At 33.9% G+C, this 25996-nt stretch carries 29 protein-coding genes and 1 tRNA gene; 13 read left to right on the forward strand and 17 right to left on the reverse strand.

Annotated elements, in window-relative coordinates:
- Window positions 1-43: 43 nt before the first annotated feature.
- Together ACFFGL_RS03745 and ACFFGL_RS03750 are read right to left on the reverse strand one after the other, a co-directional pair.
- Window positions 44-1231 carry a pyridoxal phosphate-dependent aminotransferase gene (locus ACFFGL_RS03745; RefSeq protein WP_309728475.1) on the reverse strand — a complete coding sequence of 396 codons (1188 nt, stop codon included), beginning with the start codon at window positions 1229-1231 and terminating at the stop codon, window positions 44-46.
- A gap of 17 nt (window positions 1232-1248) precedes the next feature.
- Window positions 1249-2349 carry a fatty acid desaturase family protein gene (locus ACFFGL_RS03750; protein WP_309728473.1) on the reverse strand — a complete coding sequence of 367 codons (1101 nt, stop codon included), beginning with the start codon at window positions 2347-2349 and terminating at the stop codon, window positions 1249-1251.
- Between the two features lie 214 nt (window positions 2350-2563).
- Between ACFFGL_RS03750 and ACFFGL_RS03755 the strand changes: the two genes are divergently transcribed.
- Both ACFFGL_RS03755 and rsmG read left to right on the forward strand, forming a co-directional pair.
- Window positions 2564-3337 carry a TrkA C-terminal domain-containing protein gene (locus ACFFGL_RS03755; protein WP_309728471.1) on the forward strand — a complete coding sequence of 258 codons (774 nt, stop codon included), beginning with the start codon at window positions 2564-2566 and terminating at the stop codon, window positions 3335-3337.
- A gap of 53 nt (window positions 3338-3390) precedes the next feature.
- Window positions 3391-4020 carry a 16S rRNA (guanine(527)-N(7))-methyltransferase RsmG gene (gene rsmG / locus ACFFGL_RS03760; protein WP_309728470.1) on the forward strand — a complete coding sequence of 210 codons (630 nt, stop codon included), beginning with the start codon at window positions 3391-3393 and terminating at the stop codon, window positions 4018-4020.
- Window positions 4021-4076: 56 nt separating this feature from the next.
- Here rsmG and pruA read toward each other — a convergent pair whose 3' ends face one another.
- Window positions 4077-5705 carry an L-glutamate gamma-semialdehyde dehydrogenase gene (pruA, locus tag ACFFGL_RS03765; RefSeq protein ID WP_309728468.1) on the reverse strand — a complete coding sequence of 543 codons (1629 nt, stop codon included), beginning with the start codon at window positions 5703-5705 and terminating at the stop codon, window positions 4077-4079.
- Window positions 5706-5845: 140 nt separating this feature from the next.
- Here pruA and ACFFGL_RS03770 point away from each other — a divergent pair, with 140 nt between their 5' ends.
- Window positions 5846-6562, forward strand: a complete 717-nt coding sequence (locus ACFFGL_RS03770; RefSeq protein WP_309728466.1) for an NRDE family protein — start codon at window positions 5846-5848, stop codon at window positions 6560-6562.
- A gap of 4 nt (window positions 6563-6566) precedes the next feature.
- Here the strand turns inward: ACFFGL_RS03770 and apaG are convergent, their stop codons facing one another.
- Genes apaG through ACFFGL_RS03785 form a run of 3 tightly spaced genes read right to left on the reverse strand, consistent with a single transcriptional unit; the run spans window position 6567 to window position 9206 of the window.
- On the reverse strand, window positions 6567-6953 hold the full coding sequence (gene apaG / locus ACFFGL_RS03775) for a Co2+/Mg2+ efflux protein ApaG (RefSeq protein ID WP_309728464.1): 387 nt from the start codon (window positions 6951-6953) through the stop codon (window positions 6567-6569).
- A 3-nt stretch (window positions 6954-6956) separates the two neighbouring features.
- Window positions 6957-7952, reverse strand: a complete 996-nt coding sequence (locus ACFFGL_RS03780) for a DUF3667 domain-containing protein (RefSeq protein ID WP_309728462.1) — start codon at window positions 7950-7952, stop codon at window positions 6957-6959.
- A gap of 6 nt (window positions 7953-7958) precedes the next feature.
- The gene (locus ACFFGL_RS03785) at window positions 7959-9206 is read right to left on the reverse strand and encodes a type IX secretion system plug protein (protein WP_309728460.1); all 1248 of its coding nucleotides are present in this window, start codon (window positions 9204-9206) and stop codon (window positions 7959-7961) included.
- A gap of 184 nt (window positions 9207-9390) precedes the next feature.
- Between ACFFGL_RS03785 and ACFFGL_RS03790 the strand changes: the two genes are divergently transcribed.
- The 8 genes from ACFFGL_RS03790 to ACFFGL_RS03825 all read left to right on the forward strand — a co-directional run bounded on the left by ACFFGL_RS03790 (window position 9391) and on the right by ACFFGL_RS03825 (window position 16884).
- Window positions 9391-10740: a Na(+)-translocating NADH-quinone reductase subunit A gene (locus ACFFGL_RS03790; protein ID WP_309728459.1), complete on the forward strand. Its 1350-nt coding sequence runs from the start codon at window positions 9391-9393 to the stop codon at window positions 10738-10740.
- A gap of 17 nt (window positions 10741-10757) precedes the next feature.
- Window positions 10758-11927, forward strand: coding sequence for an NADH:ubiquinone reductase (Na(+)-transporting) subunit B (locus tag ACFFGL_RS03795; protein ID WP_309728457.1), 1170 nt, complete (start codon window positions 10758-10760; stop codon window positions 11925-11927).
- A complete protein-coding gene (locus ACFFGL_RS03800; protein ID WP_309728455.1) occupies window positions 11927-12652 on the forward strand; it encodes a Na(+)-translocating NADH-quinone reductase subunit C in 726 nt (241 codons plus the stop codon). The genes ACFFGL_RS03795 and ACFFGL_RS03800 overlap by 1 nt, the downstream gene beginning before the upstream one ends.
- Window positions 12653-12659: 7 nt before the next feature.
- On the forward strand, window positions 12660-13409 hold the full coding sequence (locus tag ACFFGL_RS03805; protein ID WP_309728453.1) for an NADH:ubiquinone reductase (Na(+)-transporting) subunit D: 750 nt from the start codon (window positions 12660-12662) through the stop codon (window positions 13407-13409).
- A 22-nt stretch (window positions 13410-13431) separates the two neighbouring features.
- Entirely contained in the window at window positions 13432-14049 is a 618-nt protein-coding gene (nqrE, locus tag ACFFGL_RS03810; protein WP_309728451.1) for an NADH:ubiquinone reductase (Na(+)-transporting) subunit E, read from the forward strand.
- 16 nt (window positions 14050-14065) lie between these two features.
- Window positions 14066-15358, forward strand: coding sequence for an NADH:ubiquinone reductase (Na(+)-transporting) subunit F (gene nqrF, locus ACFFGL_RS03815; RefSeq protein WP_309728449.1), 1293 nt, complete (start codon window positions 14066-14068; stop codon window positions 15356-15358).
- Window positions 15359-15516: 158 nt separating this feature from the next.
- The gene (locus tag ACFFGL_RS03820; RefSeq protein ID WP_309728447.1) at window positions 15517-15873 is read left to right on the forward strand and encodes a Na(+)-translocating NADH-quinone reductase subunit F; all 357 of its coding nucleotides are present in this window, start codon (window positions 15517-15519) and stop codon (window positions 15871-15873) included.
- A gap of 3 nt (window positions 15874-15876) precedes the next feature.
- On the forward strand, window positions 15877-16884 hold the full coding sequence (locus tag ACFFGL_RS03825) for an FAD:protein FMN transferase (RefSeq protein WP_309728445.1): 1008 nt from the start codon (window positions 15877-15879) through the stop codon (window positions 16882-16884).
- 1 nt (window position 16885) lies between these two features.
- Here ACFFGL_RS03825 and ACFFGL_RS03830 read toward each other — a convergent pair whose 3' ends face one another.
- The 9 genes from ACFFGL_RS03830 to ACFFGL_RS03870 form a co-directional block, all read right to left on the reverse strand.
- The gene (locus ACFFGL_RS03830) at window positions 16886-17653 is read right to left on the reverse strand and encodes a class I SAM-dependent methyltransferase (protein ID WP_309728748.1); all 768 of its coding nucleotides are present in this window, start codon (window positions 17651-17653) and stop codon (window positions 16886-16888) included.
- Complete coding sequence (locus ACFFGL_RS03835) at window positions 17653-18231, reverse strand: HNH endonuclease (RefSeq protein ID WP_309728444.1); 579 nt, start codon at window positions 18229-18231, stop codon at window positions 17653-17655. Before ACFFGL_RS03835 ends, ACFFGL_RS03830 begins: the two co-directional genes overlap by 1 nt.
- Complete coding sequence (map, locus tag ACFFGL_RS03840) at window positions 18212-19018, reverse strand: type I methionyl aminopeptidase (RefSeq protein ID WP_309728442.1); 807 nt, start codon at window positions 19016-19018, stop codon at window positions 18212-18214. The genes ACFFGL_RS03835 and map overlap by 20 nt, the downstream gene beginning before the upstream one ends.
- 33 nt (window positions 19019-19051) lie before the next feature.
- On the reverse strand, window positions 19052-19588 hold the full coding sequence (locus ACFFGL_RS03845; protein WP_309728440.1) for a TlpA family protein disulfide reductase: 537 nt from the start codon (window positions 19586-19588) through the stop codon (window positions 19052-19054).
- Window positions 19588-21099: a 2,3-bisphosphoglycerate-independent phosphoglycerate mutase gene (gene gpmI / locus ACFFGL_RS03850; protein ID WP_309728438.1), complete on the reverse strand. Its 1512-nt coding sequence runs from the start codon at window positions 21097-21099 to the stop codon at window positions 19588-19590. The genes ACFFGL_RS03845 and gpmI overlap by 1 nt, the downstream gene beginning before the upstream one ends.
- 83 nt (window positions 21100-21182) lie before the next feature.
- Complete coding sequence (locus ACFFGL_RS03855; protein WP_309728436.1) at window positions 21183-21926, reverse strand: M15 family metallopeptidase; 744 nt, start codon at window positions 21924-21926, stop codon at window positions 21183-21185.
- Complete coding sequence (locus ACFFGL_RS03860) at window positions 21927-22373, reverse strand: GNAT family N-acetyltransferase (protein WP_309728434.1); 447 nt, start codon at window positions 22371-22373, stop codon at window positions 21927-21929.
- Entirely contained in the window at window positions 22373-22660 is a 288-nt protein-coding gene (locus ACFFGL_RS03865) for a GNAT family N-acetyltransferase (RefSeq protein ID WP_309728432.1), read from the reverse strand. Before ACFFGL_RS03865 ends, ACFFGL_RS03860 begins: the two co-directional genes overlap by 1 nt.
- Before the next feature lie 6 nt (window positions 22661-22666).
- Complete coding sequence (locus ACFFGL_RS03870; RefSeq protein ID WP_309728430.1) at window positions 22667-23218, reverse strand: ClpP family protease; 552 nt, start codon at window positions 23216-23218, stop codon at window positions 22667-22669.
- A 156-nt stretch (window positions 23219-23374) separates the two neighbouring features.
- On the opposite strand from ACFFGL_RS03870, the gene ACFFGL_RS03875 reads away from it, so the two are divergent.
- A tRNA-Gly gene (locus ACFFGL_RS03875) sits at window positions 23375-23447 on the forward strand.
- Between the two features lie 38 nt (window positions 23448-23485).
- On the opposite strand, the gene ACFFGL_RS03880 is transcribed toward ACFFGL_RS03875, so the two are convergent.
- Window positions 23486-24397, reverse strand: a complete 912-nt coding sequence (locus tag ACFFGL_RS03880; protein WP_309728429.1) for a glutaminase — start codon at window positions 24395-24397, stop codon at window positions 23486-23488.
- The gene (gene pepE, locus ACFFGL_RS03885; protein WP_309728746.1) at window positions 24397-25104 is read right to left on the reverse strand and encodes a dipeptidase PepE; all 708 of its coding nucleotides are present in this window, start codon (window positions 25102-25104) and stop codon (window positions 24397-24399) included. Before pepE ends, ACFFGL_RS03880 begins: the two co-directional genes overlap by 1 nt.
- 106 nt (window positions 25105-25210) lie before the next feature.
- Between pepE and ACFFGL_RS03890 the strand changes: the two genes are divergently transcribed.
- Entirely contained in the window at window positions 25211-25993 is a 783-nt protein-coding gene (locus tag ACFFGL_RS03890) for a carboxypeptidase-like regulatory domain-containing protein (protein WP_309728427.1), read from the forward strand.
- The last annotated feature ends 3 nt before the right edge of the window (window positions 25994-25996 follow it).

The following is a 25996-nucleotide window of genomic DNA, read 5'->3' on the forward strand; positions in this document are numbered from 1 at the left end:
TTTCATCAGGACTTTTATTTTAATTCAAATATTTTTTTGAATTTTATTGTAAAGCTTCTTTTATTCGTTTTACAGCTTCTTTAATTTCGGTTTCACTTGCGGCATACGATAATCGCAGACAATCCTCATTTCCAAAAGCTTCTCCAGTTACCGTTGCAACGTGTGCTTCTTCTAATAAATACATCGATAAATCGGTCGCATTTTCAATTTTTCTTCCTTTAAAAGTTTTTCCGAAAAAAGCTGAAACATTTGGGAATACGTAAAATGCACCTTCTGGTCGATTACATTTAAATCCTTCAACTTCATTAAGTAAATCTAAAATTAGCGATCGACGTTCTTTGAATTTATCGATCATAAATTGAATTTTACTAACCGGTGCTTTTAAAGCAGTAATTACGGCACGTTGCGCAATGCAATTTGCTCCACTTGTAATTTGTCCTTGCATTTTTGTACAAGCTCGGGCAATTGCTGTTGGAGCTCCAATATATCCTATTCGCCAACCTGTCATCGCAAAGGCTTTGGAAACACCATTTACAGTTACAGTTCGATCATACATATCTTCGAATTGTGCCATTGAAGCATGTTTCCCGACGAAATTTATATGCTCATAAATCTCATCACTGACCACTACAATATTTGGGTGTTTTTTTAAAACATCGGCTAAAGCTCTTAATTCTTTTTCACTGTAAGAAGAACCACTAGGATTACAAGGTGAGCTAAACCAAAGCATTTTAGTTTTTGGCGTAATCGCATTTTCCAATTGTTCGGGTGTCATTTTAAAATCATTTTCAATAGAAGTTTTTACTTCTACCGGAACACCTTCAGCAATTTTTACAATATCACGATAACTTACCCAATATGGGCAAGGTAAAATAACTTCATCTCCTGGATTTATACAAACTAGCGCCACATTTGCTAAAGATTGTTTAGCCCCTGTGGAAACAACTATTTGTGATAAATCGTAGGTTAGATTATTATCGCGTTTAAATTTTTCAATAATCGCTTCTTTTAACTCAACATAACCGTCGACCGGCGTATATGAATTGTAATTATCATTTATTGCTTGAATAGCCGCGTCTTTAATAAAATCGGGCGTATTAAAATCAGGTTCACCTAAACTTAAACTAATAATATCTTTTCCTTCAGCTTTTAAAGCTCTGGCTTTTGCTGCCATTGCTAGGGTTGCGGAAGTTTCAAGATTATTTATTCGGTCAGATAATTGTAGTTGCATGAAATGTTGAGGTTATTTTATAGTGAAATTGCCGGTTTACTTCCCATTTCTTTTAAATGTTGAAAATGAGCGATAATGGCAGATCGTGTTGTTTTATACTCGTTGTACGGTAAGTTGAATTCTTGTGCGGTTTCACGTACAATTTTTGATATTTTATGGTAGTGAATATGACTTATATTCGGAAAAATATGATGTTCAACTTGATGATTTAATCCGCCGGTAAACCAATTTACAATTCTGTTTTTGGTTGAAAAATTAACGGTAGTAAATAATTGGTGAATTGCCCATGTATTTTTCATTGAGCCTTTTTCATCGGGTAGTGGCATTTCAGTTTCTTTTACCACGTGCGCTAATTGAAAAATGATACTTAAAATAATTCCCGCGGTATAATGCATGATGAAAAAGCCAAGTAGAATTTTCCACCAAGCAATACTTAGAATGAGCATAGGAATTATAATCCAAATAGCAATATATAAAGCTTTTGTTACCGCTAAAGTACTCCATTGTTTTAGCGGACTTGGTAACTTTCCGTAGGCTAATTTCTTTTTTAAATAGCGTCTTGTTTGTTTAAAATCTGTTGTGAGTACCCAATTAAAGGTGAGTAAACCATAAAGAAAAACAGAATAATAATGCTGAAATTTATGGAATTTTCGCCATTTAGAATGTTCACTAAAACGGATAATTCTTCCCGCTTCTAAATCTTCATCGTGTCCATGAATATTTGTATACGTATGGTGAAGAACGTTGTGTTGCACTTGCCAATTATAAACGTTTCCTGCAAGAATGTACATGCTTCCGCCCATAATTTTATTCACCCATTTTTTTGAAGAATAGGAACCGTGATTTCCGTCGTGCATCACATTCATTCCAACTCCGGCCATGCCAACTCCCATAACTATGGTAAGAAGAAGCATCCACCATTGCGAAATATCTAACGTTAAAATTAAAAAATATGGCGTTAGGAAAAGTGAAAACATTACAATAGTCTTGAGGTGTAATTTCCAATTCCCGGTTCGGGAAAGGTCGTTATCTTTAAAATAAGTATTAACGCGTTTATTTAATGTCCTAAAAAATTTAGCTGAATCTACTCTCGAAAATCTTATAGTATGTTCTTTCATTTGCTTAATGAGGTAAAAGTTCAAATTTAATAATTAATAAGCTTCTTTTATCAGAATTCCTTAAAACTTACCAACTGAACTATTTTTCTTTTTCTTAATGTACGAAATAATTCAAAAAAAGTTTACATTAACCACAAAATTAGGTAAAAGATTTTTTTGAAGAAGTGATTTATATCATTCTTTAAACGAAGTTTTCAGTATTAAATTGTAATCTATGATAGCCGCTATTTCACTATTTGTAATCATTACCATTTCAGCACTTATTACTAAAGTTGCTGCCATTGCGTTAATGCATACCGGTTTGTCTACAGAAGCAGCTAAATTTCAAGCACGTTCGGTCTATACAGGAACCGGTTTTACCACACAAGAGTCAGAAAAAGTAATTAATCATCCTGTACGAAGAAGAATTATTTATATTTTAATGTTGGTAGGAAATGCGGGAATCGTCACTACCATTTCCTCATTAATGCTAACATTTTTAATTCCCGATAGTAATAATTCGTTACTATACAGTGTAATTTTTATTGTAGTCGGGTTAACAGCTTTGTGGTGGGCAATCCAAAGTGATTTTGTAAATCGTTGGCTATCTAGAATAATTGACAAAGCCTTAACGAAATATACCGATATTGATGTGAAAGATTATGCTGCGATTTTGCACCTTTCTGGCGAATACCAAATTTCAGAATTAAAAGTTAGAGAAGATAGTTGGTTGGCTAATAAAACTTTACAAGAATTAGAACTGCGGAAAGAAGGAATAAATGTTTTAGGGATCGAACGTGAAGGTGAAGATTATATTGGAGCGCCTATCGGGAAAACGATGGTTAAAATAAATGATGTAATTACAATGTATGGTCGTGATGAGGTTTTTAAAGATTTAGATGAACGAGAGCGAAATTTTAGAGGAGAATTAAGTCACCAAGAAATCATTAGACGCCAAAAAGAATTGGCAAAACAAAAAGAACTTGCAAAACAAAAAGAAGAAGATTAAACTTGTTCTATTTTTTAGCTGAATATCCTATTTTTGCCTAAAAACAAATTGCTTTGCAAGAGATAGAAAAATATTTCCCCGATTTAACCGAAGCGCAACAACTTCAATTTAAAAAGTTAAAAGATTTATATAAAGATTGGAATCTTAAAATTAATGTGGTTTCCAGAAAAGATATCGATGAAATTTACCTTCGTCACGTTCTTCATTCCTTGGGGATTGCAAAAGTTCAATCATTTAAACCGGGAAGTTCCATATTAGATGTTGGTACTGGAGGTGGATTCCCGGGAATTCCATTAGCAATTCTTTTTCCTGAAACTAATTTTCATTTAGTCGATAGTATCGGAAAAAAAATAAAAGTTGTAAATGAAGTTGCCGAAGGTCTTGAATTGCAAAATGTAAAAACGTCAAATTGTAGAGTTGAAGAAATCGATGAACAATACGATTTTATTGTGAGCAGAGCAGTAGCACAAATGGAAACTTTTGTACGTTGGGTAAAAGGAAAAATAAAAAAGAAAAGCGAACACGAACTTAAAAACGGAATTCTCTATTTAAAAGGTGGCGATCTTTCTGAAGAATTAGCAAAATACCAGACCGCAAAAATTTATGAATTATCAGATTATTTTGATGAAGAATTTTTCGATACAAAAAAAGTAGTTCACTTACCTATGAAATATAAAGGCTAAAAAAAATCCTCGTAACATTACGAGGATTTTTTTATTCAACTAATTTTTCAACAAAATTACTCACCCATAAAAGGATATCTGTAATCGGTTGCCGGAACAAAAGTTTCTTTAATTAACCGTTGTGATACCCAACGTTGCAAGTTTAATTTAGAACCTGCTTTGTCGTTTGTTCCACTAGATCTTGCGCCACCAAAAGGTTGTCTTCCCACAACAGCTCCGGTAGGTTTATCATTAATGTAGAAGTTACCTGCAGAATTTTGCAATCTATCGGTAGCTTGTGCTGCCGCATAGCGATCTTGAGAAAATACAGCTCCTGTTAATGCAAATGGACTTGTATTATCTAGTATTTCTAAAGTTTCTTCCCATTTGTTATCATCATATACATAAATCGTAACTACAGGGCCAAATAATTCAGTTTCCATAGTAGTATAATGCGGATCTGTAGTTAAAATTACAGTAGGTTCTACAAAATAACCTTTCGATTTATCGTAGTTTCCTCCAATAATTACTTCCGCTTTTTTATCTTTTTTAGCCTGATCTATATACTTCGCCAATTTATCGAACGAGCGTTCATGAATTACCGCGTTAATAAAATTGCTCATATCTTCAGGAGAACCCATTTTAAAGGAAGCAATATCTTCTTCAATTTGTTCTCTAATCGTTGGCCAAAGACTTTTTGGTAGGTAAACTCTAGAAGCCGCACTACATTTTTGTCCTTGATATTCAAAAGCACCTCTAGAAATAGCTGTAGAAACTTGCTTAGGAATTGAAGTAGGATGCGCGATAATAAAATCTTTACCTCCGGTTTCTCCTACAATTCTTGGGTACGTTTTATAGGTATGAATATTGTTTCCAATTTTCGTCCAAATATTTTTAAAAACTTCAGTACTTCCTGTGTAGTGAATTCCTGCGAAATCCGGACTTTTTAATACCGTATCGGTAATCATTTCAGGATCGCCCATTACCATATTAATAACTCCTGAAGGAACGCCAGCTTCTTGAAAAACATCCATTAAAATTTTAGCTGAAAATACCTGACTGTCACTTGGTTTCCAAATAGCAACATTTCCCATTAAAGCAGGAGCAGAAGGTAAATTCCCTGCAATTGCAGTAAAGTTAAATGGCGTAACGGCGTAAACAAAACCTTCAAGTGGTCTATGCTCTACACGGTTCCACGCGCTTTCGTCAGACTCTGGCTGATCGTCATAAATTTCAGACATATATTCTACATTGAAACGTAGAAAATCTGCAATTTCACAAGCCGAATCAATTTCAGCTTGATAAATATTTTTAGATTGACCTATCATGGTCGCCGCATTTAATTTGTAACGGTAAGGTCCAGAAATTAAATCAGCTGCTTTTAAGAAAACAGCTGCGCGTTGTTCCCATTCTAATTTAGCCCATTTCTTGCGAGCTTCTAAAGCTTCAGAAATTGCTTTTTCAATGTGTTTTTTTTCAGCTAAATGATAAACGCCTAAATCATGTTGATGATCGTGTGGCGGATGCATGGTCGCTGTTTTTTTAGTTCTAATTTCCTCGGAACCTATATATAAAGGAACATCTACTTTTGTGTTATACAAATCTTTATATGTCAATAAAACTTCTTCTCTTTCCGGGGTTCCGGGCGCGTAACTTTTTACTGGTTCGTTAACCGCCGGCGGAACGTGAAAAAATCCTTTCCCCATAATTTTATAATATTTTAACGTTTTTAATTTATTTTCCGTAAAGATAGAGAAAATTAACCAACTGCACTTTCGTATTTGACTAAGGTTTTATTAAATTGTGTGAAGTTAAATATAATACGGAAAATCTTAGCAAATACAATATGTGTACAATTACGTTTATTCCACTTTTAAAAGAAGAAAAAGGCTTTGTGGTTACTTCTAATCGAGACGAATCTGCCAACCGAAAAACGCTTCCGCCAAAAGTTGTAGAAGAAAAGGGTGTAAAGTTGCTTTACCCAAAAGATGAGGTGGCCGGAGGAACTTGGATAGGCGCAAGTGGAAAAAAACGATTAATCTGTTTAATGAATGGAGCTTTTAAACCGCATCAACGAAAAGAGTCTTACACGACAAGTCGAGGTGTGGTAGTAAAAGAATTTCTCTTAGCCGATGATGTTTTAAATAAATCTGAAAGCTATAATTTTGAAGGAATTGAGCCTTTTACCATGATTATGATTGTGTGGAAAGCCGGACTTGAGGTTTATGAATTAATTTGGGATGAAACGAAAGTTTATTTTAATAAGTTGGAAAATGAACCCCATATTTGGTCTGCTTCGATGACGTATGATGAAGAAATGAAAAAGGCTAGAGAGGAATGGTTTAAAGATTTCTTAGAAGAAAAAAGCACTGAAGTGGAAGATCCCGATGTAATGTGGGATTTTCATCAAAATACGAAAAAGGAAGATAAAAATTTAGGCTTAATTATCGATCGCGGTTTGTTAAAAACAACTAGTATTACCCAACTTATATATTCAGAAAATCGCGTAGAAATGCGTTATAGAGATTTACTTAAAAATAAAGATTATAAAGAATATTTTTAATAAATTAATTCAACGCGAAAGGAGCGCTTAATTTAAAACTCGGTATAGCCACACGAAATTTTCGAGTGGAAGTAAAATTAATCATACTATAATGACCGCTCATGGCACCAAATGGTGAAGTTAACAAACAGCCACTACTATAGGTATGTGATTCACCGGGTTTTAAAACTGGTTTTTTCCCGATAACGCCTTCGCCTTTTACAATTTCATCCTTGCTAAGCGCGTCTTTAATTTTCCAGAAACGAGAATTTAACTGCACGGAATCATTGCTTTGGTTTTCTATAGTAATATGGTAACCAAAGGCAAAATGAATTTTGTAGTTTTTCAAGAACGTCCCTTGAAAACTAGTTTTAACTGAAATTTTTATGCCTCTTGTAACCTGTTGAATCATATATTAATAAATCACTAATGAAAATATTACTTCCAATATGGTCGTAATAAAAGCTAAGATAATAAATATAACATTCAAAAACACGAATTTAAGTATTGTTTTCCACCTTTTCTGTTTGTAGAAATTTCTTAACGCCTTGTAAAGGTAAAAAAGGAACAATAAAATTACCACACTTCTAATAAAAGCTGTACTAAATAGCGATGTTAAAATCAACCCAAACGTCATCATAAAGAAAAGCATTGTTTGGGTGTGAAACGAGAATACTAAATGTTCCATATAGGTGAAATTTAGCCTTCCATAAGTTAGCCAAAGAACCAACGTAAAAACAGGAATGAAAAAGAAAATCACAAAAGGTAATTTGCCCATTACGTAATTAATAAAGGCTGTAGGGTTTTCTGTAATTTCTTCAATAACCAATACGCGTTTATAGAGCCATTGATTGTAAAAATTATTTTCGTGTTTTAAATCTTTTAACGCTTCGTGTACGAATGTTTCGGGGTGTTTTTTCGAGTAGGAATTATATATTTCTATTTTTTCTAAACTACGTTTGAAAAAGTCTAAATGGGTTATTTCACTTTCAGGTTTTAAGTCGGTAGAATCAACTTCAGTAATAGTGTTTTCTTCTTTATCTCGTTGAAATTGTACAGGCGATAAATTTTCTGTTGAAAATTGATTTACAAGTCCGTAGAGAATAAAAAATATAATAGAAACACTTAAATAAAATCGAAATGGGTTTGCGTAACGAGCACGTTTTCCTTGAATATATTCTGTTGAAATTCTTCCAGGTCTAAAAATTAAAACATTTAACGTTCGATAAAGTCGAGAATCGTAAGCGAAAATGCTTCCGAAGAATTCATAAAAAAAGTCGTTGAAAGAAAGTTTCTTGGTAGAATTTAATTGACCGCAATTTGGGCAATACCGATCGCTGAGGTCTAAGTTAGTTTCACAATTCAGGCAAACTTTTCCTCTAAATTTCCGATCATATCTATCGCGTTTCATCTAAATTTAATTAGAAATATTTCGGCTATTAGCGCTTCCAACACCAATTATTCTATCGTATCTACCACCAATGTCGCGGTAATAAACCAATACGGTATATTGGTTTTCGGTTTCGTCGAAATTTCCGCTTATAAAACCTTCGTCAATTGTACCGTCTTTTTGAAGTAATACATATTTATAATTGTAAAACCCTTGTTTAAATAAACGCTTCGTTTCGTAAATTTCTTTTTTTGAATTATACGTTAGTTTGGTAGATTCATCTAAAGTGAAATTATTAAAATTCCCGTAAATGTGAAGTTCGCCGCCGTTTAAGTCTTGAAAATTTTGAAGTCCAAAATGAACCCACGTATATTCAGCTTCAATATCAGGATCTTCTCCTTGCAGCGTTCGCACTACAAAATGTCCGTTAATATCAGGATTATAGGTGTAAGGTTCAAAAGCACGAACGCCATCGGTATATAAATAGGTGTTGTAAATATCGATTAATTGAATACTTCTAATATTCATTGTCGCAGAACGAACATCTTTATTGTCGAAATTTAAATATTCATTTCCGCCCCAAAATGCTGCAGGTTGGTCGTATCTGTAAATAAACTCGTTGCCCAACGAATATTGCGGTTTTAAATCGTAAATAGAATTCGAAAGGTTGTTATTCTTAATCAATAAAGTTTTTAAATTTTTATCGGGATTTCTAAACACCAAATTATCGGTGCCATCTACTGAAAAATTAATAACCTGTTTGGTGTCAATAAATTTTAAGTCGCGAGATCGTTTTACTTGTGCTCTTACAATTGCAATATCTTCATAAACCATAAATTTGCGCGAGAAAACCAATTCGTCATTTTCATTAAAGATGCGCAACATATAATTTCCGCTAACTTTTAAACCGCGTGTATTTCTATTCGGAATAGTTAATCGGTAATGCGAATAAATTTGAAGCGTGTTAAACGAGTTCTGATAATTTAAAATTCGAAGATCATCAAAACCATCCATATATTCATTTTTCGATAAATTCGAAGGAGTCCAGTCAAAATTATAATGCTCAATTGTGTAATAATAATCGGCTTCATCGCCCACTAAATCGTCAAATTCGATTGTAATTGGAGAACCTAATTGAATAATTGGCGTTCCGCTAAATTCAGATTCGCCTTGAAATTCAATCGTTCTAATGTATTCCGGTGGAGTAGTTTCGTAGACTTGTGCTTCAAGATTAGAAAAGCACGCAAGTAAAAAAAGAGCTAAAAAATATCGCATAAGTTCACTAAAAAATTCGGGTTAAATATACACAAAATCTCTAGTTAAAATCACTTTCATTTTAGTTGAATAGAAGAAGTTTATTTAGAATTAATATAAATAAATAACTTCGATTTGAGTTCGCTAAAACATGATGATTTAATTACTAAATTTGCAACCGCGAATATTAACTGATAATAATATTATGTCAAAAGACATTAAAGTTAAAAAAGGTCTTGATTTGCGACTCAAGGGTGAAGCAGAGCAAGTACTTGTTGAAGCTCCTCGATCTAAGACCTTTGCGATAAAACCTCCAGATTTTCACTCGGTGGTACCTAAAATGCTTATTAAAAAAGAAGGTACTAAAATTCTTGCCGGTGAAGAAATTTTCTATTCAAAATACAACGAAGATGTTCGTTTTACCGCTCCGGTAAGTGGAACGCTTAAAGAAATTGTTCGTGGTGATAAGCGAAGAATTCTAGAAGTTGTTATTGAAGCAGATCCAGAAAACAACTATAAAGACTACGGGAAAATGAACGCTTCTTCGGCAAGTAATGAAGAAGTGAAAAAACGTGTTTTTGAAAGTGGTTGTGGAGCATTTTTAAAGCAAAGACCTTACGATATCGTTGCAGATCCTGAAGATGAGCCGAAAGCAATTTATATTTCAGCTTTTAATTCTGCTCCATTAGCGGCAGATTTAGAATTTATTCTGAAAGATAAAAAAGACGCTTTTCAAGAAGGAATCAATGCTTTAAAAAAATTAACCTCTGGAAAAGTCTATTTAGCCGTAAAGAAAGGTTCTTCATCTTTTTTGAAAGATATTCAGGGAGTTGAATTATTAAGCGTTTCTGGACCGCATCCTGCAGGAAATGTAGGGGTTCATATTCAAGAAACCGAGCCTATTAATATGGGTGATCGTGTTTGGACACTGGGAGCGGAAGATGTTTCAATTATCGGGAATGTTTTTCTAACAGGTCAATATCGAGCAGAACGCACAATCGCTGTTGCCGGAAGCGCTGCAAAAGATAGAAAATATTACAAAACCTTTATCGGTGCCAATATTTCTGATTTAATCGGAACGGTAAACGATGAAGAAACACGTATTATTTCGGGAGATGTATTAACCGGGTTGCAACTTTCAAACAACCAATACGTAAGTTTTTACGATAATACATTAACCTTAATTCCTGAAGGAAATAATTACAGAATGTTTGGTTGGTTGCCTTTTACGTATAACGGAATTCCATCGATGTCTCGAACGTCGCTTTCGTGGATGTTCCCAAACAAAAAATACGAGGTTAATACCAATTTAAACGGAGAAGAAAGAGCATTAGTGGTAACCGGTGAAATGGAAGAAGTAATGCCTTTAAATATTTATCCGATGCAACTTTTGAAAGCTTGTATGACCGGAAACATCGAGAAAATGGAAAATCTAGGGATATATGAAGTTATTCCAGAAGATTTTGCATTAGTAGATTATGTGAATACCTCAAAAATCGAAGCGCAAGAAATTATTCGCTTAGGTTTAGATTTAATGATTACTGAAGTAGGATAAAAGGATCATCATATATTATGAAGTGGATACGCCAACGGCTCGATAGAATAAAAGAGCCATTTTCCAAAGGAAAAAAATACGAAAAATTCGCTCCCGCAATCAATGCGTTAGATACTTTTTTATTTGTGCCAAATCATACCACAAAAAAAGGAGCACACGTTAGAGATGCGGTAGATTTAAAAAGGGTAATGATTACTGTGGTAATCGCATTAATTCCGGCTCTTATCTTCGGAATGTGGAACACGGGTTACCAATATTTACATCAAATTCAAGATCAAGTTGGTTTTTGGGAAGCAATTGGTCACGGTGCTATGAAAATAGTTCCGATGATTGCAGTTTCTTACGGAGTTGGTTTGGGAATTGAATTTGCCTTTGCGGTTTTTAGAGGTCACGAAGTAAACGAAGGTTATTTAGTAACCGGTTTACTAATTCCTATGATTATGCCAGTCGACATTCCTTTATGGATGGTTGCAGTTTCTGTAGTTTTTGCCGTTTTAATCGGGAAAGAAGCTTTTGGAGGGACAGGAATGAACATTTTAAACCCTGCATTAACAGCAAGAGCTTTTGCATTTTTTGCATATCCTACCTATATGTCTGGAAACTCAGTTTGGGTAAGTAACGCTTATGAATTAGATGCGGTTTCCGGAGAAACGATTTTAGGGAAATTAGCTGCTGGTAACGATGTTCCTTATTCTTCAATGGATATGTTTTCAGGTTTAATACCGGGTTCAATTGCAGAAACCTCTACGATTTGTATTTTGGCTGGAGCATTATTACTAATTCTAACTAAAGTAGGAAGTTGGAGAATTATCGTAAGCGGTTTTATTGGAGCAGCTTGTATGGCCTTTATATTTAATTTATTAGGAGGTTCATTTCCAGATAACGATTTAATGAATTTCCCTTGGTACAATCACTTAATTATTGGTGGTTTAGCCTTCGGAATTGTATTTATGGCAACCGATCCTGTTTCCGCAGCGCAAACGTTTAAAGGAAAGTGGATTTACGGATTTTTGATAGGGTTTTTTGCAGTTATGATTAGAATTTTTAATCCTGCCTATCCTGAAGGAATTATGTTAGCAATCTTATTAATGAATGTTTTTTCTCCAACAATCGATCATTATGTAATTCAAGCTAACATTAATAAGCGTAAGAAAAGAGTTAAAGCACAAGTAAAAACAGCTATATAATGAATAGAAATAGTAACGCATACACATTCATTTTTGCTATTGTAATGGTTTTGGTAGTGGCATCAGTATTAGCTTTTACCGCTACATCTTTACAACCTATACAGAATGAAAATGTTCGTCAAGAAAAGATGCAGAATATCTTACGAACAGTAGGTGTAGAAGTAGAACGTGCAGAAGCGAAAGAAAATTTTGACAAGTACATAAAGCAAGAAATCGCTTTAAGAGCAGATGGAACTGCAGATGAAAGTGTAGACGCTTTTAAAGTGGATTTAGCGAAAGAATTAAAGCGACCTGTAGATAAGCAAATTTACCCTTTATATGTAGCCGAAGTTGAAGGTGAAAAATACTATATTATTCCTTTAAGAGGAAGTGGTCTTTGGGATGCGATTTGGGGATATATATCTTTAAAAGATGATGTGAATACCGTAAAAGGTGTAGTTTTTGATCATAAAGGAGAAACTACCGGTTTAGGTGGAGAGATTACAAAAGCGTGGTTTCAGCAACGTTTTGAAGATGAAAAAATCTTTGATAGTGCAGGGAATTTAGTTGGCGTTTCTGTAGTAAAAGGTTACGGTGGTGGTAACGATAAAGATGATAATGCTGTAGATGCAATTTCAGGCGCTACTATTACAGGTGACGGGGTAACAAATATGATTTCAGAACGATTGAAACATTATTTACCTTATTTTGAAGAACAAACTGATATGAAAGTAGCAGTAAAATAAAATTTTTATGGCTAAAGAAAATAACACAGATCAAGCTTCAGCAAAAGAAGCAAAGAAAAAAGAAATGATTCTTTTTCTCTCTAACTCAGAAGAGAAAGAACATTTTTTATCGAAACAAAATAGAAAGTTATTATCAGATCCTTTAAATGATGATAACCCAATTACCGTTCAGGTGTTAGGAATTTGTTCAGCATTAGCAATTACTGTTCAATTACAAGCTGCAATTGTAATGTCGTTAGCAGTAATGGTGGTAATGGCTTTTAGTAATATGATTATTTCCATGATGCGGAATTTGATTCCTAGCCGAATTAGGATTATCGTTCAATTAGTAGTCGTAGCAGCTTTGGTAATTCTTGTAGATCAAGTTTTAAAAGCCTACGCTTATGATGTTAGTAAACAACTTTCCGTATTTGTTGGTTTAATTATTACTAACTGTATTGTAATGGGACGTTTAGAAGCTTTTGCTTTAGGAAACGGAGTTTACAAATCATTTTTAGATGGTATCGGAAACGCTGCTGGTTACGGTTTAATTTTAATTATTGTAGCCTTTTTTAGAGAATTGTTAGGTTCAGGTAAATTATTCGGATTTGAAGTATTAGGCCACAAAGGCGCAACCTTAGCAGAATCTACTGGGTTATATTCGTTAGGTTATGAAAATAACGGTTTAATGTTACTTGCCCCAATGGCATTAATTATTGTAGGCGTAATCATTTGGGTGCAACGTTCAAGAAATAGAAAATTAATCGAAGAAGCATAGAAACTGCTTAAAATTATAAATTATGCAAGAGTATTTAAACTTATTTGTTCGAAGTATTTTTATTGAAAACATGATTTTCGCATACTTCTTAGGAATGTGTTCTTATTTAGCAGTTTCTAAAACCGTTAAAACAGCGGTTGGTTTAGGAGCAGCTGTAATTTTCGTATTAGCGATCACAGTTCCTATTAACTTTTTAATGGATCAATATTTATTAAGACCAGGCGCATTACAATGGTTAGATCCTGCTTATGCTGATGTAGATTTAAGCTTTTTAAGTTTCATCATGTTTATCGCAGTAATCGCCTCAATGGTGCAACTTGTTGAAATGGTTGTAGAAAAGTTTGCTCCGGCTTTATACGGTGCTTTAGGAATATTCTTACCACTTATTGCCGTAAACTGTGCAATTTTAGGAGGTTCTTTATTTATGCAACAAAAGAATTTCGATGGAATTGGCGAAGCAGTAACTTACGGTTTTGGAAGCGGTATCGGATGGTTCTTAGCCATTTTAGCCATTGCAGCCATTAGAGAAAAAATAGCATACTCAAACGTTCCCGCTCCATTAAAAGGATTAGGAATAACATTTATCATCACTGGGTTGATGGCAATTGGTTTTATGAGTTTTATGGGAATCAAATTATAGTCGAAAACAAAGCATTATGACAGTAGTAGTTGCAAGTGTAATTGTATTTTTAGCCTTAATACTTTTATTGGTTGGAGTTCTTTTAGGCGCAAAAGCCAAACTTATACCTTCTGGACCGGTAAAAATTAATGTAAATGGGGAAAAAGATTTAGAAGTTGGTTCTGGTGGAACACTATTATCAACCTTAGGAGATAACAAATTGTTTTTACCATCCGCTTGTGGTGGAGGTGGAACCTGTATTCAATGTAAATGTATCGTAAAAGAAGGTGGTGGAACAATTTTACCAACAGAAGAGCCTCATTTTACACGTAAAGAAATTGCTGAAGGATGGCGTTTAGGTTGCCAAGTTAAGGTGAAGCAAGATATGGATATTGAAATTCCAGAAGAAGTATTCGGAATTAAAAAATGGGAAGCTACCGTTGTTCGAAATTGGAATGTTGCTTCTTTTATTAAAGAATTTGTAGTTGAACTTCCAGAAGATATGGACTACAAAGCTGGTGGTTATATACAAATTGAAGTTCCTAAATGCGAAATCAAGTTTGAAGATATCGATATTAAAGCGCATCCAGAAGAACATCCTGGAGAGCCAGATAAATTTAAGAAAGAATGGGATAATTTTAAATTATGGCCATTAGTAATGAAAAATCCTGAAACAGTGGAAAGAGCTTATTCGATGGCTTCTTATCCTGCTGAAGGCCGCGAAGTTATGCTAAATGTTCGTATTGCAACTCCGCCTTGGGATCGTGCTAAAAATACATGGATGGATGTAAATCCTGGAATTGCTTCATCTTATATTTTCTCTAGAAAGAAAGGAGATAAAGTTACAATTTCCGGTCCTTATGGTGAATTCTTTATCAATCCTAGCGAAGCAGAAATGTTATATGTAGGAGGTGGAGCAGGAATGGCACCAATGCGATCACACTTATATCATTTATTTAAAACACTTCAAACGGGAAGAAAAGTTACGTATTGGTATGGTGGTCGTTCAAAAAGAGAATTGTTTTATATCGAACATTTTAGAGAATTAGAACGTGAATTTCCGAACTTTAAATTCTATATGGCGTTATCTGAACCAATGGAAGAAGATAATTGGAAAGTTAAAAAAGATATTCACGATGAAGAAGGAGATGGATTTGTCGGTTTCGTTCACAATGTGGTAATCGATAATTATTTATCTAAGCACGACGAGCCAGAAGAAATTGAATTGTATTTCTGTGGTCCACCATTAATGAACAAAGCTGTTCAAAAAATGGGAGAAGACTTCGGAATTCCTGATGAAAATATCAGATTTGATGATTTTGGAGGATAGAATTAAATAAATATCAATTAATAAAAAAAGCCGATGAATTTTCATCGGCTTTTTTTATTAATTGATCTGCAAATAAGCGTCGTCACAATGTAAATGGATGTAAATTTTATATTTTTTGTTTTAATTGAAACTAATAAACGAATTTGTATTTTTGTGCTATGGCAGAACTTGATGAACAAACCTTGCATAATCTTGCAATGAACACCGTTGGTAAGAAATTACAAGAAGATGATTTTGAATTTCTTGCGGTAAATAGTAAGCTTAAAAAAGATCCGCAATTTGTCGCTTTAAAAAATAAAAAGCTCCATTTTATAATTGTGCGCGCAATTAAATATCCTGAAAACCCTGAAATATTTGATCTCAAATTTATGAATACCATAAAAGATCACGCGCAAAAATTTAATGCCAAAACCTATTATGCCGGAGTTGGAATTGCAAACTCAACTGATTATGATCAGCCGGTAAATGATGCCGAAGATTATGTAATTAATTATAAAGGTTTAAAAGAAATTTAATTTATGAAAAAAATAATCTTTACACTTTTTCTTACCGCACTTATTTTTTCTTGTACTGAAGATAAAAGTGAAGTAACCACCGTTTCGGGAAATGCGTTAGGAACCACTTTTCATATTAAATATTTTTCAACTATAGATTTTGATGTCGAAACTAAAGTCGATTCGGTTTTTGAAGCGGTAAATAAATCGATGAGCACCTATTTAGCCAATTCAGATATTTCAAAAATAAATAAAGGAGACTCCACTATTCAAGTTGATCATATGTTTAGAGAGGTTTTTCAACTTTCAAAAAAAATTAATAAAAAAACAAAAGGTTATTTCGATCCTACAGTGGGTAATTTGGTTAATTTTTATGGATTCGGAGCCGATAAAATTTCACTTCCTACAGAAAAGACACACGATTCATTAATGAATTATGTAGGTTTAGAAAAAATAAATTTAACCGAAAATAATTACATTAAGAAGGAAAATCCGCAAATTTATCTAGAATTTAATGCTATTGGAAAAGGCTACGCAGTAGACAGATTGTCTAAGATGTTTGAAAATGAAAAGGTGAAAAATTATTTAGTTGAAGTAGGCGGAGAAATTAGAGCATCGGGTAAAAATCTGGAAAACGAGCAATTATGGAGAGTAGGAATAGACGATCCGCAGCAAGACGAAACCGAGCGAAGCATCGCTAAAATTGTAAGTTTAAACAATACAGCGCTGGCAACTTCAGGTAATTATAGAAAGTTTAGAATAGATTCCGTAACAGGACAGCGATTTGTGCATACCATTAATCCAAAAACCGGTTTTTCAGAAAAAAGCGACATTTTAAGCGCGTCTGTTCTTGCAAAAACTTGCGCTGAAGCCGATGGTTATGCAACAGCTTTTATGGCAATGGGTTCAGAAAAAAGTATTCTATTAGTTGAAAAACTCCCAGAAATTGAAGCTTATTTCATTTACGACGATAATGGAAATTTAAAAACTTTTACTAGCACGGGTTTTGAAAAGAATTTATTGGAAAAATAAGTTAGCGCTTATAGCAAACAGGAAGAATTTCTCCTTTTGCCAAACGGAATTTATCAATTTCTGAAACCGATAATTTTTTAGTATAATCTATCGCTTCAACTTCAAAACCTACCGATTTTAATTTTTGAAAATAATCTCTCCCATAAATTCTCACGTGATCATATTGACCAAAAACTTTTGCTCGTTCTTTAGGATCTGTTATTGAATCATCTTGAAATGTTTTTTCTCTATCTAAATCCTGCGGAACTTGCAAAATAGCCATTCCGTTTGGAGCTAAAACCCTATAAAGCTCTTTCGTCGCCTTTGTATCATCAGGAATATGCTCTAAAACGTGATTACAAAATATTACATCGTATGTATTATCTTTAAATGGAAGATTACAAATATCTGCTTTTACATCAGCTAATGGTGAATTAAGGTCTGTAGTCGTATAATCTAAGTTTTGTAATTTTTTAAAACGCTTATAAAATGCTTGTTCCGGAGCAAAATGGAGTATTTTTTTAGTTGAAGTAAAAAAGTCGGTTTCACGTTCTAAATAAACCCATAATAATCTATGACGCTCCAAGGAAAGAGTTCCTGGCGCCAAGACATTCTCACGGGTTTTTTGATACCCATAAGGCAAAAACTTTTTATAGCTTTTGCCATCTATGGGATCTGTGTATTTTTTTCCTCGTAAAGCAAACGCCAAAGCCGGCTTTATATAATAGCTTGCTTTAATAAGCAGAGGACGGGGAATAGTATTAAGAAATTTTTTGAAAATTTTCTTGATCATACTTTAATATCGCCCCAATTTTCACCAGTTTTTATACGGTGAAGTTGCATTTCTGAAACACCAAATTGTTTAGCCAATACTTTTAAACGAGTTCTTCTATTTGGGTCTAGAAGTTTTCTTTTTAAAATTGTGGCTTCAGCATAGGTAAGCTTCGTGTAAGTTCTTTGTCCGCTTGTTCTTTTGGCAATCACCTTGGGGTTCTTATTTTGGTGATCTTCCCATTGTTTACGGTTAACCCAAGCTAAATTACTAAGGTTATTGTCGAGCTTATCGTAATTTTTATGAATTACAAAAATTGCATCTTCAGGCTTATCTAAGAAAGCCTTTGCAATTAATTTGTGTACATAAAAATTTTGACGCTTGTCAGATTTTAATCGTGTATTAACTACTTTGTAACCGTTTATCTGACTTCCTTTTAAGATAGAACCATTTTTACTTTTCACATAGTTCATTACCCGACCTTTGTTAGATAATGCTAGTTCATATCCTTTTTCCCAGTTGTCTTCATAATAAAATCGCCACTCTTCAACTAGGTTATTGTTCTCATAGAATGACTCATACTTTTTTAAACTCATTTTCTTCTTCGCTTTTAATTCCCAATGATTCATAAATATAATCAAAGGTAGATAGCAATTGGGGGCTACCATCTACCAAAGCCACATCATGTTCAAAATGTGCGCTGGGTTTACCATCTTGTGTGAGAATGGTCCATCCATCACGAAGTTGTTTTATTCGTTTGGTTCCTTGATTAATCATCGGCTCAATCGCCACAACCATACCTTCTACAAATTTTTTGCCTCGACCTCTTTTGCCATAATTTGGCATTTCTGGATCTTCGTGCATGGTTTTGCCTAAGCCATGACCAACAAGTTCTCGAACAACACCGTAACCGTGGTTCTCAGCGTGCTGTTGAATTGCAAACCCAACATCACCCACGCGGTTTCCTATTTTAAATTGTCGAATCCCTTCGTAAAGTGATTCTTTGGTGACTTGTAGGAGTTTTTTAGTTTCTTCATTAACTTCTCCTACTTCAAAAGTATAGGCGTGATCACCGTAAAACCCATTTTTTATTGTTCCGCAGTCAATAGAAATTATATCGCCATCTTCTAGCGGTTTCTCGTTGGGTATTCCATGTACAACTTGAGCATTTGGGCTCATACATAGAGAATTCGGGAAATCATATAATCCTAAAAATGCAGGAACGGCTTCATGATCTCTAATAAACTCTTCGGCTAATTTATCAAGATGCAATGTGGTAACGCCAGGTTTTACTTCCTTGGCGAGCATTCCTAATGTTTTTGATACTATAAGAGCGCTTTCGCGCATTAATTCAATTTCTTCTTTTGATTTGGGTATAATCATTAACTTTTATTATCTACGGTTTCCAATAGGGTTTTACTCTTCGTAGGGGTTTTTATATTCTTCTTCTGAAACAATTTTTAGAATATCTTCTTCAAATGTTTCTTGAGGAAACTCTACAAATCTATTTACTTCTTTTCCGTCTTTATTGAAAAATATAATAGTTGGAACATGATGCACATTTAAATTTTTCTCATAATTTTCTTCAGTAGATTTCTTTCTATCCATTGCATACACCGTTAAATTATCTCGATTAAATTCAGCTAAATCGAGCAATTTAAATAATTTTGGTGTTTCTCTTCTACTATCGGGGCACCAAGTTCCCATAAAAGCTTTAATTGTATAATTTTGTATTGGTTCTTTTAACTGATTTAATATTTCTTCATTTGGTTTATAATTTTCATAAGCTTTTACAAACCAACTTTTTGTATATCCTTCTTCAAAATCCTCTTTAGTTATTACGCCAGTATATTTTTTATTATTTGGTGTTAAACTGTCTTTTTCTTGTGCTTTTAGTTGAAATATATTGCTTGATAACGCAAAGATTACCAACAAGATAGTGAATTTTTTCATTATAAAAGTGATTTTTGAGTCATTAATTCTGGCTTTTCTATATCCATAAGTTCTAATAGAGTAGGAGCAACATCTCCTAAAATGCCATTATTAATCTTTTGTCGGTTTTTATCGACTAAAATTACAGGGACAGGATTTGTAGTGTGCGCAGTATTTGGGCTTCCGTCTTCATTTATCATTTTTTCACTATTTCCGTGATCGGCTAAAATAAGAATTTGATAATTTTCTTGAGCCGCTTCTACAATTCTTTTTACACAAGAATCTACAGTCTCACAGGCTTTTACCGCAGCTTCAAAATTTCCTGTATGCCCAACCATATCTGGATTTGCATAATTTATACAGAAAAAATCGAATTCTTCATTCTCAATTTCCGGAATTAATTTATCGGTTAATTCTACTGCGCTCATTTCCGGTTGTAAATCGTAAGTGGGTACTTTTGGAGAGTGAACTAAAATTCTTTTTTCACCTTTAAAAGGTTTTTCTCTTCCGCCGGAAAAGAAAAAAGTTACGTGTGGATATTTTTCAGTTTCAGCAGCTCTTAATTGAGTTTTTCCCGTATATTCTAAAACTTCCCCTAAAGTAGCTTTTATATTATCTTTTCTGAAAACTACATTTATGTTTGTGAAAGTTTCGTCGTAGGTTGTTAAGGTAACAAAATACAATGGAATTTTTTTCATCTCATATTCTACAACATCTTCCTGAGAAAGTACCTGCGTAAGTTGACGACCACGATCTGTTCTAAAATTAAAGAAAATAACCACATCTCCTTTTTTAATATTAGCTACAGGCTTGTCATCTTCTACCATGGTTAAAGGTTCCAAAAATTCATCAGTTACATTATTATCATAACTTTTTTGAATCGCTTCTACCGCATTTTTGGTTTTTTCACCTTTTCCGTGAACTAATAAATCGTATGCTTTTTGCGTTCTTTCCCAGCGTTTATCTCTATCCATTGCAAAGTAGCGTCCAATTACGGAAGCTAACTTTCCGTTGGTTTCTTGAAGTGTCTTGTTTAATTCTTGAATAAAACCTTTACCCGATTTTGGGTCGACATCACGACCATCTGTAAAGGCGTGCACATATTTTTCAGTAATTCCGAATTCATTTGCAGCTTTCAACAGACCTTTTAAATGAGTAATATGCGAATGAACCCCGCCGTTACTAGTTAAACCTAAAAAATGAATAGGTTTATTATTTGTTTTAGCATAATTAAACGCTTGCTCTAAAACAGGTTCACTGCCAAGCGAATCATTTTCTACAGCTTTATTAATTTTGGCTAAATCTTGATAAACAATTCTTCCTGCGCCAAGATTCATATGACCAACTTCACTATTTCCCATTTGTCCGTCAGGTAAACCCACATTCATTCCGTCGGTGCAAAGTTGAGCGTTCGGATAATTTTCCAACAAAAAATCTACAAAGGGAGTTTTTGCTTTTGCTATTGCCGAAACTTCTGGGTTTTGTGTAATCCCCCAACCGTCTAAGATAAGTAAAAGGGCTTTTTTGGACATAGAAAAAATTTGGCGTAAAAATATAAACTTAAATTACTTAAAATTATAATTTTATGCTAAAATTAATTTAGAATTATTATTTGTTAGGGTAAAAGTGCAGGGTTTATCGAACAAATGTTTTCTTGAATATATTGTTGAATAAATGTATCTGAAAAATGCTCACTTCCAATTAAATTTAAGTGCTTTAATTTTTCTTTTATATTCAATTTTAAATATTCTTTTAGCATGTGTTGCGATGTTGGTTTATACGAAAAATGCCAAGGTTCGTGTTTAAAACCTTTTCTGTCTTCATTATTTGTATAAACAAGGTGAAAGCCAAATTCTTCACTATTTTTATCCATCCAATTTTTTAGCTTAGTATACGGACCGTTTTCATAAAAGTTTTTAGGCTGAAGTACATGTTTTGGATGTTTACTGTTTCCATCAATAATATCAATCTCAGTTCCCCAATGGTGGCGAGAAGTTCCCGGAATTGTAGAATAGGCGATTATTTTTGAAATGGCAACTTCAGGGGATAAATTTTGGTCGATGTAGCGTTTATATTTTCGCTGCCAAATTCTTTTTTGATGCGCAAAGCTTCGGTAGCTTGAAACTACTTTTATATCTATTCCTTCATTTGCAGCTTTTTCTTTCATTTTTTCAAACGCAGAAGCCGCTTCTTCTCTCAATGAAAAACCATCTCCTTTTAAAACCGGACGGGCGATTCCTAATAATTCATTTTCCGGAAATTCTGTTGTAGAATTAAACACTGAAGCTATAGAATTTATAGGCAACAAACTTAGCATCGAAAATGCTACCGACGATTTTATAAATTCTTCTCGCTTCATTTATTTAAAAAATTTAACCATGAGTTGATGCGGTCCTACCGTGGGAATTTCAAAAATTGAACCTTTTATCTGAAAGGCATATTTTTTATAAAACGGAACTATTTTCTCACGTGCGTTAAACCAAAGCAAATCTGCATTTTTTTCGATGCAATATTTTTCTGAATGCTGAAGAAGTTTTTTACCAATAGCATAATTTCTATAAGAAGGAAGAACTGCCATTCCTCGTAATCGAAATTGATTTTTTTCAGCGAATTCTTGTGAGCTGTCTTTTAAAACAGAAGCGATTCCCGCAATTTTTTCATCTAAAAAATAGCCGAAATGAACACTTTCTTCAGCTTTATCATTTTCAAAAAAACAAGTTTCAACAGCCTTTCCGGGGCGGAGTACTTCTTGCCGTATCGGTAAAATATCTTCTACTGAAACTTGTTTTATACTTTCTAATTTCATTAGATTCTTACGTCTTGGTACGCTTCAATTTCATCAAATTTCACTTCAGCAAACGGACAAAGTGGATCAATTTTAAAACCGTTTGCACGTGCGTAATTTACAGTATGATCCAATAATTTCGAGGCCAAACCTTTCCCTTCCAATTCCGGTTTTGTTTGGGTATGATCTATAACAAGAACATTATTATCTTTTTTTACATACGTGAGTTCACAGATAATTCCGTTCTCATCTTCCATATAAAACAAACCATTGGTGTGATTTTCTTTATGCTTTATAGGTTTTTCCATCGGAGTTTATTTTTTATAAATTTCGTCTACAATTCCGTAATCCAGTGATTCTTGTGCATCCATCCAATAATCTCTGTTGAAATCTTTCATTACTTTTTCAACCGATTGTCCGCAGTTTTCAGCAAGAATTTTAGCACTTAATTCTTTGGTTTTCAAAATTTCTTGCGCCTGAATTTCAATATTAGAAGCTTGTCCTCTCGCTCCCCCACTAGGTTGGTGAATCATTACTTTCGCGTGAGGCTGAATAAAACGTTTTCCTTTTGTTCCTGCTGAAAGTAAAATTGACCCCATAGACGCGGCTAAACCTGTACAAATAGTAGAAACGTCACTTTTTAAAGAACGCATCGTGTCGTAAATCGAAAAACCTGCCGTAACATAACCTCCCGGACTGTTAATGAAAAATTCAATATCCTTTTTCCCTTCAGCATCTAAATAAAGCAAACGCTCCATCACGTGTTTTGCACTTTTATCATCAACTTCTCCCCATAGAAAAACTTTGCGTTCTTCTAGAAATTTTCTATCGATTATATCTTGTATTTTTCCGCTTTTATTGCTCATAATTATGTTGATTCTTTTGGTGTTGAATAAAAGCTAAAAATAGAACTTATTTCTTAAATCTCCATAGGCTTTTAGGTTGCTTTTCGAGCTTTTTAATAAAAATTAGCTTTTTATTTGGAAAAGAAAAAGAAGAAGTTTTATATTTGCTTTCGCAATGCGGGAGTAGCTCAGTTGGTAGAGCGTCAGCCTTCCAAGCTGAATGTCGCCGGTTCGAACCCGGTCTCCCGCTCTAAAAAAGCTCGTTAATTTTAACGAGCTTTTTTTGTTTTAAAATATTGATAATCCGGTGAGTGTGGTGAGTTCTTCTAACGCGCGCATTCCTTTTTCTGAATTTCCTTTTTCATTTAATAACGGACTCCAAACAGCTACAGAATATTGTTGCGGATGCAAAGCTACAATTCCACCACCAACACCACTTTTTCCCGGCAAGCCTACTCGAAAACTAAATTCGCCTGCTTCATCGTAAAATCCGCAAGTCTGCATAATTGCGTTTATCCGTTTTACGCTATTGGGTTTTAAAACCCGTTCGTTGGTTTCTAGAATTCTTCCTTCATTGGCAAAAATCATAAATGCTTTTGCTAGTTGCTTAGTGGACATGCTAATTGAACATTGGTGAAAATAAAAATCTAATATTTCATCTACATCATTGTCTATATTTCCTAAGGCTTTCATATAATTTACCAACGCGATGTTTCGATAACCGTGTTTTTTTTCTGAAGCCGCTACGGCAAAATCATACTCAATGCTTTGGTCGTTTGTAATTAACCGAACAAAATCCAGTAAATCTTTTTTAGGGTTTTCTAAATGCGTAATTAATATATCGGCAACTACTAACGAACCTGCGTTAATAAAAGGATTTCTAGGAATTCCTTTTTCTTTCTCTAACTGCGTAAGCGAATTAAATGGATCTCCAGAAGGCTCGACATCTACACGGCGCCAAATTTTTTTACCAATTTTTTTTGCTAGCGCTAAAGTGAAAACTTTAGAAATACTCTGTATTGAAAATTTTTCTTCGCTATCTCCAAAACAATAATGACCACCGCTTATTCCGTAAAGATGCATTCCGAATTTATCGGGCGAAACCGAAGAAAGCTCGGGAATATAATCTGGGACTTTTCCGCCGGGATGAAAATTTTCGAGCTCTTTTTCAATTACATTTAGTATGGCTTGATAATCCATTAATGAAGGTCTTTTAAAGAAGTTTCAGGAGCAATTTCATACGGGCTTTCTTCACATTCAAAAATTCTTGCTTTTAATTCTCCTTTCAAAATAATATCGTCATCGGTAACTTTTAACCAACTTCCTTCCCGTAAACCAACCACCGGAATTGCATTGTACGAATGGAATTCTTTAATTCTGGTTTCGCGTGTTTCGCCTTTGTGCGTTGAAGTTGGATCGGGATCTAGATAATGTGCATTAATATTGAACGGTAATATTTCTAGGGTATTGAAGTTTGGCGGATACACAATTGGCATATCGTTGGTGGTTCGCATGTTTTTTCCGCAAATGTTGCTTCCCGCGCTGGTTCCTAGATAAGGAATTCCGTTAGAAATTACATTTTGTAGGGGTTTTATAAGATCGTGCGTATAAAGTTGAGAAACTAATACAAACGTATTTCCGCCGCCGGTAAAAATTGCTTCGGCTTCTTCAATAGCTTTTTTAAAATTTTCTTTTTCGTGTAAACCCACAACTTCTTTGTTCAGAAAAGCCAAACCTTTTTTAGCTTTTTCGGTATATTTTTCGTGCGATATTCCGCCCGGTCGAGCAAATGGAATAAATAAAATTTCATTCACATTTTTAAATAATTCAAGTAAAGGCTCTTTTAAATAGGCCAAATAATCACTTCCGTGAACGGTCGATGTGCTGGCAATTATGCAGTTCATAATGGTATTTTTTGTAAATTTATTGTAAAGCTTTTCTTTAACAAAAGTTTACACGCGTTTTAGGTTTTTTATAAGATAAGTTATTGGTAATTTAACTAAAAATTCAATCATGAAAAGATTTCTTACAATTCTAAGTGTTTTATTGTTCAGCGTATCTGTTTTTGCACAAACCCAAAACCGTGTTCTTATTGAAGGAAAAGTAAATGTGGAAGCCGATATGACCGCGGAAGGAATTAATGTCTATAACATTAATAGTATGGAAGGCACAATTACCAATAAATACGGAGAATTTATGTTGCCAGTAAAAGAGAATGATAAACTTATTTTTTCAGCTTTACAATATCAAGAATTCACGGTGATTGTAGATGAGAGTATTATAAAAAATAAAAAAATGTCTATTACCGTAAACGAAGCGATAACTGAATTGGAAGAAGTTACCGTAAGACCTTATAACTTATCGGGAGATGTTTCGGTAGATGTTCAGAAAATAAAAACTACTAAGGTAAATTATATTGAACAAAGTTCTGAAAAAATGGTTCATACCACAGACTACGAGTTTCGTCCCGATAAATATTCTAAAGTTGAAAATGTTGCGATGGATAAATCGTACCTCACCAACGGATTAAATTTTGCGAATATTTTTAGAGGTTTATTTTATCAAGATAAAAAACAACCGCAGCACAAAGAAGATGTAGATGTTGAAGTTAGAAAAATGTATAACGATGAATTTTTTCGCGAAAATCTAAACATTAAACGCGAGAATATAAACGACTTCATTTATTATGCTGAAGAAAATGGGCTCACCAACGAAATGTTACAAAAAGGGAACGAACTAAAATTGATTGAGTTTTTAATTGAAAAAAGCAAAAGCTATAAAATGCAACAGCCATAAATT

This window comes from Mesonia maritima (assembly GCF_042433895.1).
In the GTDB taxonomy this organism is placed as follows: Bacteria; Bacteroidota; Bacteroidia; order Flavobacteriales; family Flavobacteriaceae; genus Mesonia; species Mesonia maritima.

Excerpts from the sequence above, each read along its gene's own strand:
- ACFFGL_RS03755 (WP_309728471.1), top strand. The coding sequence starts at position 2,564 with ATGATAGCCGCTATTTCACTATTTGTAATCATTACCATTTCAGCACTT.
- apaG (WP_309728464.1), bottom strand. The coding sequence starts at position 6,953 with ATGATTCAACAGGTTACAAGAGGCATAAAAATTTCAGTTAAAACTAGT.
- ACFFGL_RS03820 (WP_309728447.1), top strand. The coding sequence starts at position 15,517 with ATGGCAGAACTTGATGAACAAACCTTGCATAATCTTGCAATGAACACC.
- ACFFGL_RS03795 (WP_309728457.1), top strand. The coding sequence starts at position 10,758 with ATGAAGTGGATACGCCAACGGCTCGATAGAATAAAAGAGCCATTTTCC.
- ACFFGL_RS03845 (WP_309728440.1), bottom strand. The coding sequence starts at position 19,588 with ATGAAAAAATTCACTATCTTGTTGGTAATCTTTGCGTTATCAAGCAAT.
- ACFFGL_RS03855 (WP_309728436.1), bottom strand. The coding sequence starts at position 21,926 with ATGAAGCGAGAAGAATTTATAAAATCGTCGGTAGCATTTTCGATGCTA.
- ACFFGL_RS03890 (WP_309728427.1), top strand. The coding sequence starts at position 25,211 with ATGAAAAGATTTCTTACAATTCTAAGTGTTTTATTGTTCAGCGTATCT.
- ACFFGL_RS03790 (WP_309728459.1), top strand. The coding sequence starts at position 9,391 with ATGTCAAAAGACATTAAAGTTAAAAAAGGTCTTGATTTGCGACTCAAG.
- ACFFGL_RS03825 (WP_309728445.1), top strand. The coding sequence starts at position 15,877 with ATGAAAAAAATAATCTTTACACTTTTTCTTACCGCACTTATTTTTTCT.
- ACFFGL_RS03880 (WP_309728429.1), bottom strand. The coding sequence starts at position 24,397 with ATGGATTATCAAGCCATACTAAATGTAATTGAAAAAGAGCTCGAAAAT.
- ACFFGL_RS03745 (WP_309728475.1), bottom strand. The coding sequence starts at position 1,231 with ATGCAACTACAATTATCTGACCGAATAAATAATCTTGAAACTTCCGCA.
- ACFFGL_RS03800 (WP_309728455.1), top strand. The coding sequence starts at position 11,927 with ATGAATAGAAATAGTAACGCATACACATTCATTTTTGCTATTGTAATG.
- pruA (WP_309728468.1), bottom strand. The coding sequence starts at position 5,705 with ATGGGGAAAGGATTTTTTCACGTTCCGCCGGCGGTTAACGAACCAGTA.
- ACFFGL_RS03835 (WP_309728444.1), bottom strand. The coding sequence starts at position 18,231 with ATGAGTTTAAAAAAGTATGAGTCATTCTATGAGAACAATAACCTAGTT.
- ACFFGL_RS03860 (WP_309728434.1), bottom strand. The coding sequence starts at position 22,373 with ATGAAATTAGAAAGTATAAAACAAGTTTCAGTAGAAGATATTTTACCG.
- nqrE (WP_309728451.1), top strand. The coding sequence starts at position 13,432 with ATGCAAGAGTATTTAAACTTATTTGTTCGAAGTATTTTTATTGAAAAC.
- ACFFGL_RS03750 (WP_309728473.1), bottom strand. The coding sequence starts at position 2,349 with ATGAAAGAACATACTATAAGATTTTCGAGAGTAGATTCAGCTAAATTT.
- gpmI (WP_309728438.1), bottom strand. The coding sequence starts at position 21,099 with ATGTCCAAAAAAGCCCTTTTACTTATCTTAGACGGTTGGGGGATTACA.
- ACFFGL_RS03785 (WP_309728460.1), bottom strand. The coding sequence starts at position 9,206 with ATGCGATATTTTTTAGCTCTTTTTTTACTTGCGTGCTTTTCTAATCTT.
- ACFFGL_RS03805 (WP_309728453.1), top strand. The coding sequence starts at position 12,660 with ATGGCTAAAGAAAATAACACAGATCAAGCTTCAGCAAAAGAAGCAAAG.
- map (WP_309728442.1), bottom strand. The coding sequence starts at position 19,018 with ATGATTATACCCAAATCAAAAGAAGAAATTGAATTAATGCGCGAAAGC.
- ACFFGL_RS03780 (WP_309728462.1), bottom strand. The coding sequence starts at position 7,952 with ATGAAACGCGATAGATATGATCGGAAATTTAGAGGAAAAGTTTGCCTG.
- ACFFGL_RS03865 (WP_309728432.1), bottom strand. The coding sequence starts at position 22,660 with ATGGAAAAACCTATAAAGCATAAAGAAAATCACACCAATGGTTTGTTT.
- ACFFGL_RS03870 (WP_309728430.1), bottom strand. The coding sequence starts at position 23,218 with ATGAGCAATAAAAGCGGAAAAATACAAGATATAATCGATAGAAAATTT.
- nqrF (WP_309728449.1), top strand. The coding sequence starts at position 14,066 with ATGACAGTAGTAGTTGCAAGTGTAATTGTATTTTTAGCCTTAATACTT.
- ACFFGL_RS03770 (WP_309728466.1), top strand. The coding sequence starts at position 5,846 with ATGTGTACAATTACGTTTATTCCACTTTTAAAAGAAGAAAAAGGCTTT.